This window comes from Sphingobacterium suaedae (assembly GCF_042684625.1).
In the GTDB taxonomy this organism is placed as follows: domain Bacteria; phylum Bacteroidota; class Bacteroidia; order Sphingobacteriales; family Sphingobacteriaceae; genus Sphingobacterium; species Sphingobacterium suaedae.
Genome location: NZ_JBHULR010000001.1, coordinates 496,354 through 514,210 on the forward strand (window position 1 = coordinate 496,354; position 17,857 = coordinate 514,210).

Annotated in this window: 16 protein-coding genes; 7 read left to right on the top strand and 9 right to left on the bottom strand. The window is 46.2% G+C overall.

What is annotated here, in order from left to right; all coding sequences use genetic code 11:
• The first annotated feature begins 7 nt into the window (after nt 1-7).
• Nucleotides 8-1,219, top strand: a complete 1,212-nt coding sequence (gene hmpA / locus ACFSR5_RS02150) for an NO-inducible flavohemoprotein (protein WP_380900234.1) — start codon at nt 8-10, stop codon at nt 1,217-1,219.
• Nucleotides 1,220-1,454: 235 nt separating this feature from the next.
• On the top strand, nt 1,455-2,585 hold the full coding sequence (locus ACFSR5_RS02155; protein WP_380900236.1) for a lipid II:glycine glycyltransferase FemX: 1,131 nt from the start codon (nt 1,455-1,457) through the stop codon (nt 2,583-2,585).
• Nucleotides 2,586-2,626: 41 nt separating this feature from the next.
• On the opposite strand, the gene ACFSR5_RS02160 is transcribed toward ACFSR5_RS02155, so the two are convergent.
• The 5 genes from ACFSR5_RS02160 to yiaA form a co-directional block, all read right to left on the bottom strand.
• Nucleotides 2,627-3,748 (bottom strand): Gfo/Idh/MocA family protein, encoded by a 1,122-nt coding sequence (locus tag ACFSR5_RS02160; protein ID WP_380900238.1) that lies wholly within the window; start codon nt 3,746-3,748, stop codon nt 2,627-2,629.
• Nucleotides 3,749-3,837: 89 nt separating this feature from the next.
• On the bottom strand, nt 3,838-4,326 hold the full coding sequence (locus ACFSR5_RS02165; protein WP_380900240.1) for a GDYXXLXY domain-containing protein: 489 nt from the start codon (nt 4,324-4,326) through the stop codon (nt 3,838-3,840).
• Nucleotides 4,323-5,375: a DUF4401 domain-containing protein gene (locus ACFSR5_RS02170; RefSeq protein ID WP_380900242.1), complete on the bottom strand. Its 1,053-nt coding sequence runs from the start codon at nt 5,373-5,375 to the stop codon at nt 4,323-4,325. The genes ACFSR5_RS02165 and ACFSR5_RS02170 overlap by 4 nt, the downstream gene beginning before the upstream one ends.
• 5 nt (nt 5,376-5,380) lie before the next feature.
• Nucleotides 5,381-6,352: a DUF2157 domain-containing protein gene (locus ACFSR5_RS02175; RefSeq protein WP_380900244.1), complete on the bottom strand. Its 972-nt coding sequence runs from the start codon at nt 6,350-6,352 to the stop codon at nt 5,381-5,383.
• A gap of 99 nt (nt 6,353-6,451) precedes the next feature.
• The gene (gene yiaA, locus ACFSR5_RS02180; protein WP_380900246.1) at nt 6,452-6,919 is read right to left on the bottom strand and encodes an inner membrane protein YiaA; all 468 of its coding nucleotides are present in this window, start codon (nt 6,917-6,919) and stop codon (nt 6,452-6,454) included.
• A 127-nt stretch (nt 6,920-7,046) separates the two neighbouring features.
• Here yiaA and ACFSR5_RS02185 point away from each other — a divergent pair, with 127 nt between their 5' ends.
• Nucleotides 7,047-8,627, top strand: a complete 1,581-nt coding sequence (locus ACFSR5_RS02185) for a hypothetical protein (protein ID WP_380900248.1) — start codon at nt 7,047-7,049, stop codon at nt 8,625-8,627.
• A 94-nt stretch (nt 8,628-8,721) separates the two neighbouring features.
• Here the strand turns inward: ACFSR5_RS02185 and ACFSR5_RS02190 are convergent, their stop codons facing one another.
• On the bottom strand, nt 8,722-9,678 hold the full coding sequence (locus ACFSR5_RS02190; protein WP_380900250.1) for a ketopantoate reductase family protein: 957 nt from the start codon (nt 9,676-9,678) through the stop codon (nt 8,722-8,724).
• A gap of 152 nt (nt 9,679-9,830) precedes the next feature.
• Here ACFSR5_RS02190 and ACFSR5_RS02195 point away from each other — a divergent pair, with 152 nt between their 5' ends.
• Complete coding sequence (locus ACFSR5_RS02195) at nt 9,831-10,634, top strand: hypothetical protein (protein ID WP_380900252.1); 804 nt, start codon at nt 9,831-9,833, stop codon at nt 10,632-10,634.
• 188 nt (nt 10,635-10,822) lie between these two features.
• Here ACFSR5_RS02195 and ACFSR5_RS02200 read toward each other — a convergent pair whose 3' ends face one another.
• The gene (locus ACFSR5_RS02200) at nt 10,823-12,502 is read right to left on the bottom strand and encodes a hypothetical protein (protein ID WP_380900254.1); all 1,680 of its coding nucleotides are present in this window, start codon (nt 12,500-12,502) and stop codon (nt 10,823-10,825) included.
• A 166-nt stretch (nt 12,503-12,668) separates the two neighbouring features.
• Between ACFSR5_RS02200 and ACFSR5_RS02205 the strand changes: the two genes are divergently transcribed.
• The gene (locus tag ACFSR5_RS02205; protein WP_380900256.1) at nt 12,669-13,790 is read left to right on the top strand and encodes a D-TA family PLP-dependent enzyme; all 1,122 of its coding nucleotides are present in this window, start codon (nt 12,669-12,671) and stop codon (nt 13,788-13,790) included.
• Between the two features lie 86 nt (nt 13,791-13,876).
• Here ACFSR5_RS02205 and ACFSR5_RS02210 read toward each other — a convergent pair whose 3' ends face one another.
• On the bottom strand, nt 13,877-14,305 hold the full coding sequence (locus ACFSR5_RS02210; protein WP_380900258.1) for a nuclear transport factor 2 family protein: 429 nt from the start codon (nt 14,303-14,305) through the stop codon (nt 13,877-13,879).
• A gap of 285 nt (nt 14,306-14,590) precedes the next feature.
• On the opposite strand from ACFSR5_RS02210, the gene ACFSR5_RS02215 reads away from it, so the two are divergent.
• Both ACFSR5_RS02215 and ACFSR5_RS02220 read left to right on the top strand, forming a co-directional pair.
• Nucleotides 14,591-15,331 (top strand): hypothetical protein, encoded by a 741-nt coding sequence (locus ACFSR5_RS02215; RefSeq protein ID WP_380900260.1) that lies wholly within the window; start codon nt 14,591-14,593, stop codon nt 15,329-15,331.
• Between the two features lie 843 nt (nt 15,332-16,174).
• Nucleotides 16,175-16,522 (top strand): DUF6122 family protein, encoded by a 348-nt coding sequence (locus ACFSR5_RS02220; protein WP_380900262.1) that lies wholly within the window; start codon nt 16,175-16,177, stop codon nt 16,520-16,522.
• Between the two features lie 269 nt (nt 16,523-16,791).
• Here the strand turns inward: ACFSR5_RS02220 and ACFSR5_RS02225 are convergent, their stop codons facing one another.
• The gene (locus ACFSR5_RS02225) at nt 16,792-17,856 is read right to left on the bottom strand and encodes a tyrosine-protein phosphatase (protein ID WP_380900264.1); all 1,065 of its coding nucleotides are present in this window, start codon (nt 17,854-17,856) and stop codon (nt 16,792-16,794) included.
• Nucleotide 17,857: the final 1 nt, after the last annotated feature.

Below are 17,857 nucleotides of genomic sequence, written 5' to 3' on the forward strand. Positions count from 1 at the left end.
CAGTAAAATGACAACAGAACAAAAACAATTGGTTAAAGCGACCGTACCGGTACTTCGGGAACATGGTGTTGTATTGACATCTCATTTTTACAAACGCATGTTCTTACATAACCCCGAGTTGAAGCATGTGTTCAATATGGGGAATCAAAAAAATCAAAAACAACAAACAGCCTTGGCCATGGCGGTGCTAGCCTACGCGGAACATATAGAGGATCCCTCTGTTCTATTGCCTGTCGTAGATAGCATCGGGCACAAACATACTAGCCTCGACATCCGCCCAGAACAGTATGCGATTGTGGGGCGACATCTTATTGCCTCTATTCAAGAGGTGTTAGGAGAGGCTGCCACGCCCGAACTAGTGGAAGCGTGGACCATCGCCTATCGCCAGCTAGCGGCATTGATGAGCGGTCACGAACAGATACTATACGATCAGCAAACGCAGAAGATCGGCGGATGGGCTGGCTGGAGACCTTTTATCGTCCGGAAAAAAGTGGAAGAGTCGAGCGAAATCACTTCGTTTTACTTGTACCCGTCAGATGGCGGGACAGTAGCCGACTTCATGCCCGGTCAATATATCAGCCTTCGGCTTTTCCTGCCGGAATTGAACCTATGGCAACCTCGCCAATACAGTCTATCTTGTGCGCCGAATGGACGGTACTACCGCATATCAGTCAAGCGGGAAGCAGGAACTACGCATCCAGATGGCATGATCAGCAATAGACTGCACGATTTTGTCCAAGAAGGAGATGTGGTCGATTTGTCTGCACCGGCAGGCTCATTCGTGCTGCAACAAGATTGGAGCGTACCGAAAGTCTTCATTAGCGGTGGTGTTGGTCAAACCCCACTGATGGCTATGCTGGAAGGAATAGCGGGTACGAACGAAAGGGAAGCGATGGGACGGATTACCTGGATTCACGGTTGCCGGAGTGAAGCGGTGCATGCATTCAAAGATCGCTTACAAGAAATCGGCGGTAGCGGCATCCCGCTTGTTACCCATATTTTTTACGATGAGGCGGCTGAGGAGCGAGAAGGTCTTCATAAAGGTTGGGTCGAACTAAATCCAATCAAATCAGACGTGCTTCTGAAAGAAGCACACTATTATTTGTGCGGGCCAGCACCATTTATCGCGAAACACTATACCTTTTTGGTGGAACATGGCGTAGCAAGCCAATGCATTCACTTCGAAGAGTTCGGACCGGCCTCCCTGCACTTGAATTAACCGAGCGAATATAGCGCCATGGCGCTGCCGGGGATCCAAACAATACGGATGTATCTTGACAGGTACGTCCGTCTCGTTTATGCCATCGACCGACGGAACGCGTAACAAACGAGAACGGTTCTCTGGCTTTTAACATAGGACTGACAATCGGCGTGGCCGAAATGGAATAATTTGGCTATGTTTGCGATTTTGGATAGCGGAGACCGTTCTTGATAACGGTTGGTTGCGAAAATTTATGGATATGATTGCGGATGTAGCAGAAAAGCAAAGTAAAGAGATTTATAGCACATCGATAGTCCAACAGACCGCCTATTGGTCGAAGGTGAAGTCGCTGCAAGGCGTGGACTCGAAAGCATTTGATTTTAAAGTAAAGTATACCGATTTACTCGCTGGTTCTATGGACAACACGTATGTAATCGGCGACCTATTGGTTATTCTCCAAATGCTCGATTCCGAACACTGTTTGGCATACGTCCCCTATGGTCCGGAGATAGAACCTTCTGCAGAAAATCAAGGTTATTTTTTGGAACAGCTGTCGGAAAGCCTTCGGACGTTTCTTCCTGCGAACTGTATTTTGATTCGATATGACCTTTCCTGGGAGTCGCAATGGGCAAAAGAAGGGGATTGCTATGATATTCATGGAAATTGGATCGGCCTGCCCGATCGAAAGATACAGGAGATCAGGCTGAATTTTAATACAGAAAATTGGGCATTACGAAAAGCGAATACGGATATACTCCCCTCGAATACTATTTTTATGGATCTGCGCCAAAACAACGATGATCTGTTGGGGGCTATGAAAAGCAAAACCCGTTATAACATCCACTTGGCTAACCGGAAAGGCGTCGTTGTCCGCGCGTTAGGATTGGAGAGTTTAGAGACTTGGTATACGCTCTATCGGGAAACAGCCCTGCGAAATAATTTTGTACTTCACGATATCCAGTATTTTCGGATCGTGTTGACAGCTCGGGCGAATAATACGGCTTCCCCAGCGGATGTGTACCTTTTAGTTGCTGAAGTAGACGATAAGCCATTGGCGGCGATGTTTTTGGTGATATCAGCTCACCGCGCAACCTACCTATATGGTGCATCAGCATCCACCGATAGAAATTATATGGCTACGTATGCGCTGCAGTGGCGGGCTATGCAATTTGCCAAAGAAAACGGATGTGCAGAATACGATTTTTTTGGCATCGCACCGCACGCTGATCCGGCACATCCTTTATACGGTCTGTATAGGTTTAAGTCAGGATTTGGGGGGCATGTCTACCGCCGCATGGGATGTTGGGACTATCCGCTGCACCAACAAAAGTATAATTACTATAGCTCTATGGAATTTAAGAATCAAGCCTACCATTTATCGTAGGACAAGAAAACCGCCGTTCCATAAGGAAAAAGTTCGGATTGTTAGCTAAAGTCGATATCCTGACGACGACCGGTTTGGCACGCTTGGTAAATGGCTTCAATGATCTGTAAGTCTTGCAACCCCACTTGGCCGTCGACAGCTAATGTGGGTACTGCGCCGTCCAAGAGGATCCGGGCCATTTCATCCATTTGAATCGTCTGATGGGCGATATGTGGAAACGTAAGCGTCCCGGTATTTGTTTTTCCTTTTATAGGACCGTAGCCGGTAGCGGGCCATAGCTCTGCAAAGCCTTTTTCTCCGTTCAGATAGAAACGGTCGAGGAAGTTCATCGCGTAGGTGGATAGGCAGGAAGCTACTGCTCCCGAGGGAAATCCGAGTTGAAACTGTATGGTTTCATCAACCCCATCCTTGAATTTGTTGAAATCTGTTTTGGTTTCCTGTGCCGTCACCCAAATAGGATCTTCACCCACCATGTACCGGGCGCCATTAATGGCGTAAATACCAATATCCATCAAGGCACCGCCACCCGCGAGTTGCTTGTCTAACCGCCACTGGTTAGGATCACCAATTTTAAATCCGCATTGACCTTGAAAGAAGTTGATGGGACCGAGTGTGCCTTCCATACGGCGTCGCACCACGTCAAGCGTGTTGGGTTCAAAACGCATGCGGTATCCGATAAGTAGTTTGACACCCGCCGATGCACAAGCGGCTACCATTTCTTTTCCTTCACGAACGCCAACAGCCATTGGCTTTTCACAGATCACATGCTTGCCTGCTTTGGCCGCCCGGATAACATGTTCGTGGTGGAGGGCGTTTGGCGTCAGGACATACACGGCATCTATGTCGGGATTGTTTTTCAAATCGTCGATGTCTGCATACGTATATCGGTTTTTCTCGGCTACATGATACAGCTCACCCCATGTTTGTAGTTTGGAAGGCGTACCGCTTATTAGACCGGTTATCTTCGCGCGTTGACAAGCGTTCATGGCGTCCGCAACACGTTTGGCATAACCGCCTAACCCTAAAAGTGCAACCCGTAGCACAGGTCCCTGTGGTTGTGTCCTGAGCCAGCGCGTGTGTTCTGTGGCAAACGACGGTAAGATGGGGAGCGCCAACGAGGACAAGGCAAACTTGTGTAAAAAATCACGTCTGGAATGGTTCATAGTTGATGGAATAAATGTTTTTTTATAAACAACCGAAACGCCGGTTAGTTTGCACATGCGCATATACGCCGCGACGTATGCGCTCCAAATTACCGAATGGGCATTCTATGGGCGTCGTAGAGGCCCACCAACAGACTATTGCCTAGCGTGTCCACACGCAGTGCTCCGTATTTCGCTAGGGCATATTTGTTTGCTTGCCCTTCTTCAAAAAAGAAAGATTCTGCACCAATAATAATACGCCAGGTGTCCGGAGATGAATAGGCAATTGCATATTCTGCCGGCCCTAACGGCGTAAGTCGTTCTTGAAATCGAATGCGATGGGCTATTCCTGTGCTGTCCATCCGGACGATACAGTATCCGCGTCTCGGGATGCGTTCCACGTCGATACTATCGGCTATTCGATACCGTAAATCCATATAGTCTCCTTGCATCAACGACCTAGGATCGACTGGTGACAATTCCAATAAAACAAGATCTCCCGTTCGCAATATTTTTTCTTTGGAGACAATAGCGTAGGTCATATAGCACAGGACCAAAATAAGATTGACAACTAAGATACTGGGGATATATTTTTTCATGATGCAGGACGATTTTTAATAGTGATGAAGTATAGTATAAAGAAAAACAGACCAGATAGGAACAATAATCCCGACTTGGTAAGCAACGATAGATCCAAATCGTAATAATATTGGGCAATACCATACACGAATGCCGCCAGCCCGGTAACAAACCCTGTTCTGTAGTTCACAAAGAAACTGAGCAGAACCAATAAAATGGCGCCTGAAAGGGTTGGCGAATATAGGGTTGGCACTAAGGTGAGTACCAGGAGTACATATAAGACGTAAACAAGATAGGTATGATGTATACCCAAATGTTGAAACAGTTTGTGAACGACAAACAACATGCACAGGACGTGCACAAGGGATGTGATCCACAGCCTATCAGAAGTCGTATCCATCCAACCATTCATGCCCAGCAGTAAAAGTCCGCCCAGGAAGGACAACAACAATCCCGTGCGGACGGGTGTATAACGGAAAGGCATATTTTTGGAAATGCATAGAATTTTCGGTTCTGCTAAGAGGTAGTAGCACAAGAGGATAGCCAAAATCGACGTTTGGATATGGATAAGATCCCCATGCCCAGAAAGAAGGAGAGCAAGCACGCTGCCGTTTATGACCAAGACATGGATCAGTAGGAGTACATGGCCTCGTACAAAGGGGAGCGTACAGATAGAAAGTATCCCGAAAATGAGGTAGATGAACTGCTCACGGACGTCGAATAGATCCAATGCTACGCCGAGGAGGACAAAACCGATAAGGAATAGCGATACACTGATTGTTTCTAAGATGACCTTAGGATAGTTTCTACTCAACCAAATGGCTGTTAGTACCGCTATTATGCCCAGGGCGAGTAGAGCATAACTCGATTCATAGATGCCTGTAACAAATAAAAACGCGGCAAACGATAAACTGGCGAGTACCCCGCCCACTACGGCAACGATTTTGATCGGCAACGATTGTACACCGTTGTCTTTTTGTTGATAGCTGCGTAACTCGTCTTCTGCAAACGTCACCTGATCCGGACTGACGGTTTGTAAATAGTGTTTTAAATCGGTTATATCGTTCATAGGTTTCATGATCTTGTTTTGTTAGACAGGTGTAATAGGTTTTTGATGACGATGGTAACGCTCAGGACGATGAAAATACCGACTACGACAAACATAGCTTGCCCGTCCCATATATCCATGATACATGCGGAAAGCAGGATGATGATACTGAACGGAATCAAAGCTAGGTAGAACGTGCTTCTTTTCCGTATACCATACCATAATCCAGCGGAATAGACTACAGCGGTGCTAAATAGGAAATACCCAAAAGGTGCCTGGTAACTGCGAAAGATGCCGCCTACCACACCGATGGTGCTACAGGCGACTGCGGATAAGGCGACGATGTTTAAAAAATAAGTGGGGATGTTTCGTATTTTATCATACCGCTGTATCCCTATACAAAAGAAGACAATACCCGTATGCAACAAGAAAAGGAGATGCAGGAGCGTGCTGCTTGCCCAATGTCGTGCGACCTGTTGTTCGTACAAAACAATCGTCGTGCTTATCAGCAGGATATACAACAGCCATAGCGGTGGAAAATTCGCCACGAATACCCATATGGAAATGCATAGGCACCAGGCCAAGAAGAAATCGTAGGCATTGGCGCCGGTTTGGTATATCTGTCCGAACACGGCAAATAACACGCCCACTAGAAGTGCGCTGCCCATCAAGAGCACATTTCGGGTCAGTGAAGGAACTTTCGGCCAAACGGCATAGATGGTTGTTCCGAACAAAAGGCCTTGTAACAGGCCAAGCTTCCAAAATTTAGATAGATCGGCCCAATTGTAGGCAAAAAAGAAAACAACAGCCGAAACCGTGAACCCAATTCCCAGGCATAGGAAAAATAGGCGGAGGAAATCATGCCAAACGTGCTGGTCAGGATATACGCGCCTCTTGAATACGGTTCGTAGGGTTTCCTTGGAAACATCGCTATAGCGGGCCAGTACATGGATATTTTCCCGTTGGTTAGCGTTCTTTAATTTCTTTGTATGCTCCATAATACAGGGGTTTAGCGAAATAAACGTACTCGTTGGTGTATCGGTACGGTAAACCCCGCAGCCCTGCCGTGCAGGAACTGCGGGGAGGCAACCGCTAAGTTATACGTTTTTATCTTCAAATAGCTTTGCATCGCGGGTGTTTTTCTGAACCGCAATAGCGGAAAAGACACTGAGCACGAACGACATACCATAAAATCCTTTTTCACTCAAGGCAAGATCGGCGTTCCAAAGACCAACAGTGAGTAAGACCATGCATGCTATGGTCGCAAACCAGCTTAGCCCATAATAAAGTTCGGTCACCGGCAGGCCTTCGGCTTTATCCCGAACGCTTTTCTGTACGGAGATCACGGCGAAAAGCCCGAAGAGCAGGATGGTGAAATAATATCCTTTCTCGTTTAAAGCCATATCGGCATTCCATAAACCAACGCAGTATCCGACGGTCCCAGTCAATAGAGCGAACCACGATGCGCCAATAAACGCGCTTGTGGGTTTGAACGGATTTTTGCCGTCCTCATCGTGTTTTGTTTTTAACACCTGTTCTTCGTGTGGATTGTTTAGCGGTTCCATTTTTTTTTTTGTTGATGAATACAGAAGCAAATGTCGGCGATAAATGGAATGTTTGAAATCCTAAATTTTGAAAAAACTGACGATATAATGTGGTGTTTTTAGTAGCTTAGTCTTTCATTTGATCGGCATGGATACATTAACATCATTGATAAATTTATTAGATGACGGTGATTTAGATAGTTTTTCGCTTTTTTTACGTAAACGGAATACACGGGCGGATGTCAAAAATATACAGATGCTGGATTTGCTGAAAACTGACGATATAAAGTCTGTTAAAAAAAGATTTTATACGGGAGATAATACAGATGCCTACCATGCACTCCGGAAACGGCTGCAGGATAACTTACTTTTATTTTTGTCACAGCGCACCTTTGAACGGACGAATAACGAAACGTACGATGCGCTACGGCTTTTGGTAGTCAGTCGCTTTTTGTTAGAAAATGAACGTTGGAAAATCGCACGGAGATGCCTGCGTAAAGCAGAAGATATAGCGCGTCGGCTCGAACAATTTAATCTTATGCATGAGGTGCTTCTACTGCGATTGCAATTTGCCCACCTTCATGAAGATGAAGACTTGGACGAGTTAACCCAGGAGTTTTTGCGTAATCAGGAGGCCATGCAGCGGGAGGCTAAACTTAATTTGGCCTACGCCTATCTGAGGAGAGAATTGCAGAACGTACATGTAAAAGGCAAGGTGATCGATCTCGCAGCGTTGATCGGCCAAACCATCCGTACACATCGGATTGCCTGGCGGGAACTAATGACGTACAAGACGTTGTATCAAATTTTGTTTATCGCCAACGAATATGCCGCTATACAGCAAAACTATCAGCTAATAGCATCGTATGTAAACAAGAGCTATCAATTTATGGAAAGACAGATACCGACGAAAAGCTATCATGTGTTTTACGAATTGCATATTCATTACTATTTGGCCAATTTCCATTTGCGGAGTAAGGCGTTTGCTACAAGTGCTGTTCACCTGGCCCATATGCTTCGCTTGATGGAAGACCATCCCCGGTATCGGACTGTTTTTTATTTACGTCATCAACTTCTCTTGGCATTAAACCGTCATTTTTCCGGCGAGGGACAACAAGCTGTATGGATCCTAAAAGGGGCATTGGCTGCAGCCACTCGAAAGTCAAAAACCGAAGATCTGGACGATGTCACGCTATGCTTGGTCATGTGTTTAGCTCAACAAGGGGATGCGGTTTGCCTGCGTTATCTGGCAACGTTCGGACATAGCGACGCCTGGTACGAAAAAAAAATGGGCATGTTATGGACGATCCGTAAAACGTTGATGGAAGTTTTGATCTATACCCAATTTGAGGATATCGACCTCGCTATGTCTCGGTTGCGGACATTTAAGAGGCGTTATAAGCGTTATTTAAGGCAGACAAAAGAACAACGTGTTCTGGATTTCGTTTCGCTGATAGAACGCTTCTTGATGAAGCCTGATGTCGTCCATGATCGTACTTTTCAGGAGCGTGTACTCGGTATGCTAACGGTGGTAGAGAATACCGATATTTTCAATTTGAGCTTTATCGGCTGGTTGATTTCACGTTGGGAGAAAAAGACGCCATACGAAGTTGCGTTGCGTCTCATGAGGCATGCACATGGACCGCAGGAACACACTGGAGAGGAACGGCCGTTGTCTGGGGGCCAAAGCGACAAACGAACCAAGCGGACTAGTCACCTGACGAAGTAAAACGATCTTCAGAAAAGCAATAAAGACACGAAAAGCGCATCAATCGATGGTATTGCTTTCTGACAGTGACAGTGGATTGTTTTCCTTCGATCGTCTATTGGTCAACTCCTTTATAATGAAGGAGCAGTGCCGTGTTGGAAAGATAGCGGTACATGTTTTCGTAGGTAGGCACCGCTACACCAGATGCATGGGCTTCCCGAACGACATAGCCGGTCAGTGACTCGAGTTCTGTAACTCCTTTTTCGCTTAAAAAATCGGTATGCATAGAGGTCGTTGCTTCATCGGGAGCTTGTACGAATTGAGCCCAGGTCTTTTCCGCCGCCTCAGGAGGTAGATCTATCCCCAGCGTACGCGCAACGTCCAGAAGTTCGTGGACCAACAGACGTAGGGTCTTCGTATATACCGCTGATTTTTTAATTTCGCCGAAGGTTTTGTTGAAATAGGAGGTGGCTGTAGCAGCGGTAGAAATCAACAAAAATTTTGACCATATCGCTTTTTTAATGCTAGGGGTCAAGGTGACATCGACACCCGCGGTGTACAAAATCTGATAGAGTCGGTCTAATCGCTCATGGCTTTCCTGTTCCACACCCATATGTAAGGATTTAAATGCCGAAAAGTTTTCGACATAGCCCGGAGCGGTCAATCGCGTAATAATGTTAGCACAACCGTCGGTCACGAGGTTTTCGGGATACAATCGCTGTATACGCGCTCGGCTATCCACGCCATTCAGCAAGGGAACAAGTACGGTCTGCGGACCGACTGCGTTTTTTAACGAGGCAATCGTTTCCTCCAAATCATAACTTTTCGTGCACAGTATGATGTAATCGGCCAATAGATGTTCCGGGACTTTTGAAGTCACGGTCTTTGGCCGCGTGATAAAGCTACCTGTAGGCGTCGTAACATGTAAACCGTTTGCTTCGATTGCGGAGAGATTCTGTCCCCGTGCCAAAAAATGAATAGCGATCTCGTCCGAGTTTTCATAGGCTCGTGATAGAAGGCCGCCAAAAAAGCCTCCAATACCTCCGATACCGACAACAAGAATGTTAAGCATAAGCTGTGTGATGAGGATGATACACTAGATGTGTGAACAATATAGTGAAAATTTTCGACACCCATGTGGATACCGTTCGTTTTTGTTGCGTTTACCGACTGTTTCGTATCTTTACACGAAAATCGTCCAATGGACATCCTTATTGTGCCCTTATGAAGTATATAAAAACCGGGAGATACCTATCGCTGTTGGCACTCGTGTCAGCGGTCGGTTGTCATACCCCAACGGGCGAAAGCCAACAGGTTACGGCCCCTCCGGATTCGCTCCATGTCCGGAACCGACCACACGAAACATTGGTGTATGCGAATGATACGATCTCTATTTATCAAATCGATTCGCTGTCATTTTTTGCGGAACAAGACCGGGAGAACAGTAAACGGGATACCATACCATACCTAACCGATATCGCGCAAGTGAAAGACATGTTGGCCGGACGCGTGGTTTTTGGCGGATGGAATGCCGGAACCGATCAGGTGGATTCGCTGTTGGCGGGAGAAATGATCGCGTCCATACAGGTGCCGGGAGAAAAACTGACAAAGCCAGTGTCTCCGACAGCTTTATACGATGCTTCTTTTTCGAAGTATTTTCCAGACGAAGACATCTTATTACTGGAAGGAGGCCATACTTCCGACCTGGCCATTGATTTAAAAAGCGGAAATACGGATGTCGGGCAAGTCGGCAACCCGGATTACGTGGTGCAAAAACAGGGGCTGCCTTTTCGGTTAACAGGTTGGTTTCCGGGGCAAGAATGCTCGTCTTATTTTTTACAACGACGGGTTGGCGACCGCTTTGTCTACTATACATCCCTACCGATTCACGTGGAAGACAAACCCTTTACATGGTGTACATTGACCGCTATTTTTTGGAAATCAGAAAAGGAATTGTATTTCAGGAATACCTATTTTGGCAATACAGACGACGAACGGCTCGGTTTTTTTAAGTTAATCATCAAGTAGCGACTGAAAAAAACTCCTGAAGCGGGGAGCTACAGGAGTTTTTACTAACTAACCAATTATTAACCTAAATTATGAATCACAAATATAACGTATGTTGAATCCTTTCGTTTGATTCCTTTTCGTGTTTAACAAAACTTTAACACAAAACTTTAACACAAAACGTTGCAAAATACCGCCCTGTGTGGTTGTTACTCGCCCTCCGGCACATACTTGGGATTAATGCCTGCACAGGCAACAATTCCTTCGAAAAGGCTCTTCCAAATGGTTTTAAAATGGGAGTATTCCGGCACACGGGTATGCTGTACACGACCGATATGATAGTGTTCATTAGCGTCAGGATTGCTGTCATGAACCAGCATCTGATTGACGAGGAAAGACAAGATGCCTTTTTTCGATCGGTTAGATCGTTTGGCGGGTGCGCGGAACACGCTAATCTTGAGGTGATCGTAGTCGAACCGGAGTTCTCCCCAGTTTTTGTAATCCGTGCCTTGCATGTCGAAACGAATAGACCGTATATTGCCCGACGCAATCTCAAAATTGAGCAATGGTCTAAGTATGCTGTTAAAGGCGGGCGCCTGCATTTTTCCTAACGACCCACTGTAGGTGTGATGTCCAGCCGTACTCAACATATCAAACCCAAACCGGGCATGTAGTGGACCTGTTCCCATGATAGCTGCCCGTAGATCAGCCCGCATGTAGCGATCTTTTTTCAACTGAGCCGTATCATTGGTTAGGTTGGTGATGGTTCCTGTCGCATCTTGAAACGAAATCGCCCCCTCGGCTTGGTGCTTTTTACTCATCTGCCGATATATAACCGCTACATCGGAAACAAAAATACGATCGAACCGTATCCGTGGCTTCAACTTCATAATGTGTTGATGGGGGGCTTGGCCAATTTTTGATACATTGTCTTTTTGATAACGTTTGTCTTTTTTAAACGATGCATGCCCATGTTTCAGATCGACGTGGGCAACGTGCAAACGCCCTTCTTTGGAAAGCGCATGAAAATCGATATGTTTTAGATGGAGGGTATCCCAAGCGAGAGAAATGAGCGCCTTATTTTCGGTATCCTGCCTAAAGTAGGCCTCTTCAGAAATACGGGAATGGAGCTTGATCTTTGAAAAGAGCGCCTGTTTGCTTTCGGTATCAACGTGAAGCTTCTCGAAGTTGATCTGGTACACACTTTCGGGGATCTGGTACGAAAAATTTGGAATCGTGAGCTCAATCCCCCGCGTGTAGAAAAAGCGATTGGTATCTCGTTCAGCTTGTTCCGTCACGAGGAAGTCCCGGGCTTGAAAGCAGCTGTTTTTAGCCCGTACGGTTTGTGTGCGCCCATTCTCGATTTTGGAAAGATGAACATGCAGTTGATTTACCTCTATCTTCGCGATCGAAAGGGCTTTTAATGTTCCTTGTAGACGGCGAGCGAGCGAAGCAGATGGGGTATCCACAGGAGCAAAGGAGTGCGGCTCGTTGAGGAGTCCTAAAGCAAGGGTATCGACCGCTAAACGGCGTATCCGGAGATCGTTGTGTACGATCAATCGCCACAAGTTGATGTTTTCAATGGTCAGTTCGTGCAACTGTATGTTCACGCGTTGTTCCGGTGCCGTTTTAGCCTTTACCATTGCCTGATAGCGTAGGCTGTCGGAAACGAGCTCGGCATTCTTGATGACGACAGTCCCCGATAATAGATTGATCGTGAGATCGTCGTAGTGTAGCCGGTATAGGCTATCCGTAGACGAGGCGATCCGTGCCGCAAGTTTTTCCTTAATAAGGGGTTTGTAATTCGCGGACAGATACCAGCTGCCCACCCCTAGCACCACGATCATACCGGCCACGGCGATACCTACCCATTTCCAAAATTGTTTCATAAAGTCGCTTGGTTTACAGCATATGCCTCCTATTGCTAACAAAATGTGGGTCAATAAGTTCAAGGAAATGCAAGAAGAGACGGGCACATTTTCCATTTCAGGTGCCTATTTTGGAATAAAATGAGGATATTAGTCGAAAATGCAATGGATTTAACGAGGATGAACTATGCTTAAAACTCCAGCTGTCGCAGAGCATGATTGGTATGAAATCGCGTCCACAGCAGAAATAGACTCGCCGGCCCTTTTGGTTTACCCGGATCGTATCCGCGCAAATGTGTTATTGGCGATACGAATGGTCGGCGATGTCGAACGGTTACGCCCCCATGTAAAAACGCATAAAAGCAGCGACATCACCCGGCTGCAAATGGAAGCTGGTATTCGGAAATTTAAGTGTGCCACGATTTCAGAAGCGGCTATGCTGGCGGCATGCGGAGCTCCAGACGTGTTGTTTGCTTATCCATTATGTGGCCCGAAGCTCACGCGTTTTCTGACGTTAGTGCGCACGTATCCGGACACTCAGTTCTCGGCGATTGTTGATGATCAAGAAAGCGCACTGGCCCTTTCTAGGGCCGCCGAATGCGAAGCGGTATTGCTCGACGTGTATATCGATCTAAATATTGGGATGAACCGAACGGGCATACCTCCGGATTCTTCCGCATTGGCACTTTATCGGTATTGTGCGCAAATGCCACAGCTACGTGTGAAAGGCTTCCACGCGTATGATGGCCATGTCAAGGAAGAAAAATTGGAAACGCGGAAAGCGCATTGCGACCGGAATTTTGAGCCGATCGCGATCTTACGGTCCACGCTGCAGGAAGAGGGGTTTGAAAAACCAGTTGTTATCATCGGCGGCTCGCCGAGTTTTCCGATTTACGCAGGTTATGAAGATGTCGAATGTAGTCCGGGAACATTTGTCCTTTGGGACCATGGGTATTCGGTATCCTTTCCCGACCAACACTTTGCCGTGGCAGCCGTGCTGATGACACGCGTCGTATCTATTCCTGCCCAAAACCGCATTTGTGTCGATCTGGGCCACAAAGCGATAGCATCTGAAAACCCCTTGGAACAGCGATGTGCCTTCTTAAACGCCGCTGGATTGACCCCCGTTAGCCAAAGTGAGGAGCACCTCGTTTTATCCCACAACGAAGGAGACCGATTCCGTATTGGCGATGTGCTGTATGTTATTCCCACACATATTTGTCCGACCGTAGCGCAGTATAATAAAATGCTAATGATTAGCAATCGCCAAAAAACACAAGAGTGGCCCGTAAACGCCCGCGACCGGTAGGTGGCGGTTTAATGTGCAGAAAAAAAGCCCGCATTGCTGCGGGCCGGCTAAACTAAACATTAAACAATTTCTTTATGGGATGTGCCTTATTTGGGATACGTGGTGACGACTTTGCTGACTTTCCACCCGTCTTCTGTTTGACTCAATGTAATGTAATCGATTCGCGTAAAATGGCCAAAGTTCATGGTCGCTTTCGCCATACATGCTTGTCCTGTCTGGTCTAAGATCTCGTAGGATGTCTTACAGTCATATTTTACCCCTTTGTGTGCTTTTAAAAACGCCGTGTATTCCTTTTTGTTAAATCGATCCCCATTGGCTGAATTCCGATATTCGAAGTCTTCCGAAAATAGAAACTTATTTAAATCGACGCTTCCCAAGGTTGTTGCCTCCAGATACGTGGTCAGGATCTTTGTCGAGGTGACATCCTTCAATGGATTCAAGGGTTCTGTGGCCGATGCACTAAATGACAAGAGCATCATGACGGCTAGTGCAATACTGTTAATTACGTTTTTCATGGTCGTATTTTTTATGTTTTTAACGATGGATGTTTGATAGTCATTCCTTACTTATCGATACCCGATACACATTCCGACCTCTTCTTCGATAAAACAAAAGTATAACCAAAGCGGTAGCCCGAGAACAGGAATTAGATTAGTGTACGGAAATAATCGGTGAATACAGACAATCGGTCGGTAAGTACGGCGGCCAAGAATGGACGGCGTCAGAAAGATGTTAATCCTTGTTAAACTTTTGGTTAATAATGGATTAAGTAGCTACATTGATTAGAAATTAAAAGACCTATGCGCAGTGTTTTTATTCTTTTTCTAATCGTGCTCACGAGTGTAGCGCGTGGACAGCAGGTGGGTGTTGTCCGGGATACGCACGATGGACAGCCTATACACAAAGCTGCTGTGTGGCGAAATTCGACGGTGCTATTTACGGACTCGCTCGGACGATTTGTCGTATCGGAAATGGAAATGGGTGATACCTTGCATATCATTGCTAAAGGGTATCAGCCACAGCAATGGGTCATGAAAACCCCTCAACAATCTTTTTTCATCGACGTCACGCCGGCAACCATCGTACTGCAAGAAGTCGAAGTTACTGCGATCAGGAGAAGACCGGTTGATACCACGAGTTGGCGCCATGTACGCGCGCGGAAACTGGAAGCTCAAAAAAGGCGGGAGAAACAACTGTCCACCTTTGTTCCGCGTGCGTATACGGGCTCGCATTGGAACAGGCAACTGGCTTCGGGGAGCACGGCAAGACTCTTCACGATCAATGTATTACACCTAGCGAAATTGTTTAAGAAAAAGGATATTCCTGCCGAAAACCGCGTTAATCCGGAGGCAGATAAATTGATCGATCAATTTTTTAACCCTAGCGATATTCATCGGGTTACGGGCCTATCTGGTGATAGCCTGCAGTACTTTATGATTCGATACCGCCCCACATGGGACGAGCTAGAAGACGTAAGCGAGTATCATATATTACGGTATACGAAGGAGGCATATCAACGGTACAAAATGGAAATCCAATGACGTCGCATACGCTCGGTCATGCCTAAAAGACATCCCGTATGGAAGGGCTAAGGATGCCTTGTGTTCTCTCGTGGCCTTCTGCAGGACATACACAGGGGTACTTAAACAAGATGCGATCGTTGTTGTGGCATCGCTAGCCTCGACTGACAGCGCATCCATCCTAATGCTTTATATTATGAAATCAAATCATGAGCGCAGAAAACAGATAAGGCTTAACGGCAAAGCGCCTATCTCCGAAGGGTTAATTACGTAATTCCTTTTAGGAAAAGGAACGCAGCGGTTACCTCCAATGAACATGGACACCAAAAAATAGTCCTGAAAGAGGGGCTTTCAGGACTATGTACTAACCAAATTATTAACCTATGAAATTATGAATTTATAAGTTGTTAAGCAAAGACAAGACCATTTCTACAGCACCGCCGCGGATTAACTTTTTTTAACGTACGTGGTTTATGGATCTCCGTCCGAATGAGTAGGTGAAGAATGTAAAAACTTTTTAGGTTAAAAATCGTCCCCTTATTAAAAGATTCGATTTCCGGGTTTTTTAATTAGTTAGGGGGAGTGGGCGATACCTGCTCCTCCCTTTTGGATAATCCCTTAGAAGACAATCATGCGCGCGAATATCATTTTTTTTTAAACATTATGATCTCAAGATTGTCCTTAGAAAAGCAATTAAAAAAATCTCTCTACAAATGTGTACAAAAATCCCCTGTCGTGAGACACGGGATTTTTACTTTTTGGACGGTTTAGCGCTGTCGGGATAGCAAAAGATGTAGAAAATGCAATTTACTCTTTTATGAATGCGCTGGTTCTGCTATTTTTCGGAAATCTTTTGGTCAGTTGATGGAACAGCTTAAACTCGTACAAACAGGCATACATTATGGGTTGCATTTTTTAGCACCAGGGGCTATCGCCTATTTTTTTTTCAGGCCGTACTGGAAAAGAGCATGGACTATTTTTTTAATGACCATGTTGGTGGATTTGGATCACCTGGCAGCAAATCCGGTTTTCGATCCGGATCGGTGCAGTATTGGGTTTCACATCCTTCATTCGTATATAGCCATAGGTCTTTACGCTATCGTATTTTTGCTGGCAAAACGGGGTACAGCATGGCATCTAATTAGTTTGGGGCTGCTGTTCCATATGTTGACCGATTTCATGGATTGCCAGCTGGGAAGCATATTTCGGTAAAAGAAGAGGACAAGAGCTGTCAAATAAAAACACCTGGGGCGGGGAACCTCAGGTGTCTTTCTACTAACCAATTATTAACCTAATTATGAATTACTATTATAACGCTTCTGCGCGTAATTATTGCCTGTTTGGGTGTGGTTTAACAACTTTTAACAAGTAGGCAACGCGCTCAGGCATACGTCATGCGCCGGATAGTCAAGCTTTGCCGTCACGGCTTAATAAGACGATTGTCGAAGCCGCCTATCCGGAGACCACGCGCACACAGGCTGTTAATAGGTGTATTTCTTTATGTATTGTTGCCGTTTTTCGTCGGAAATCTCCAGTCCGTCGCGGATGAAATGATCCATCGTACCGTATTGTTCATCTATCGCGGAAAAGGCGGCTTCCAGATAACGTCGATCTACACGCATCAGTTGTACCATAACGGATGGCTGAATCTTGCCGCCCATGCCGGCAATCATCTGATCCATACTTCGTGTCAACTTTTCATGCGTGTAGTAGTTGGTCATGAGGTATTCCTGAATGACGGTCTCCCGGTCGACCCCTAAAATGGACAAAATCAATGCTGACGTAAAGCCTGTGCGGTCTTTTCCCGCTGTACAGTGGAACAGGCTAGGCTGGCTATTTTCCAGGATCTGTTGAACCACGGATCGAAACTTACCCACATTTTTTGTCGCAAAATCCCGGTTGGCCTCGGTCAGTAAGTTCCGGGCACCTTCTTCGGTCATCGTGCCATCGGCAAATTGCTGCATAACGGCTTGCGTTTGCAGCGCGCTATTTTCGTCAAATATGGGGCTATGGACCCAGTGCATGTTCGACGGCAGGTGATCTTTCTTCTTCGATACCTCTTCTGAACTGCGTAGATCATAGACATAACGGATTCCCGTGTTTTCCAGATAAGGAAAATCCTGTTCGCGGAGCGCAGAGAGATCATCTGCGCGAAAAAAATTCCCCCACGCAACATGCCTGCCTGTCGTCGTTCGGATGCCACCTAAGTCACGAAAGTTAGCCGTTCCTGAGAGTGGCAGCTTCCGTTCCGATACGATACTGGTATCCCGATCCGTCACGATCGCGAAATACAGACGAGCTTCTGCTTGCCCCTGTATGACGGTATCGCCTGTTGCTTTTAACGGGTTTCCATAATCAATCGATGTTGGGGTTTTTCCAATAAAAATTTGGTGCGGGCGGTTCGGCAATTTCAGCTGATAGCTGCCGTCTTGCGAACGCTCTGCGCGGTATGTTTCCGGTAAGGTGTTTACTTTAGCGGGTAACTGTGCAAAAGCGCCAGACGTTACCAGGGCAAGACAAGCTAGGGTAGCCATTTGATGTTTCATG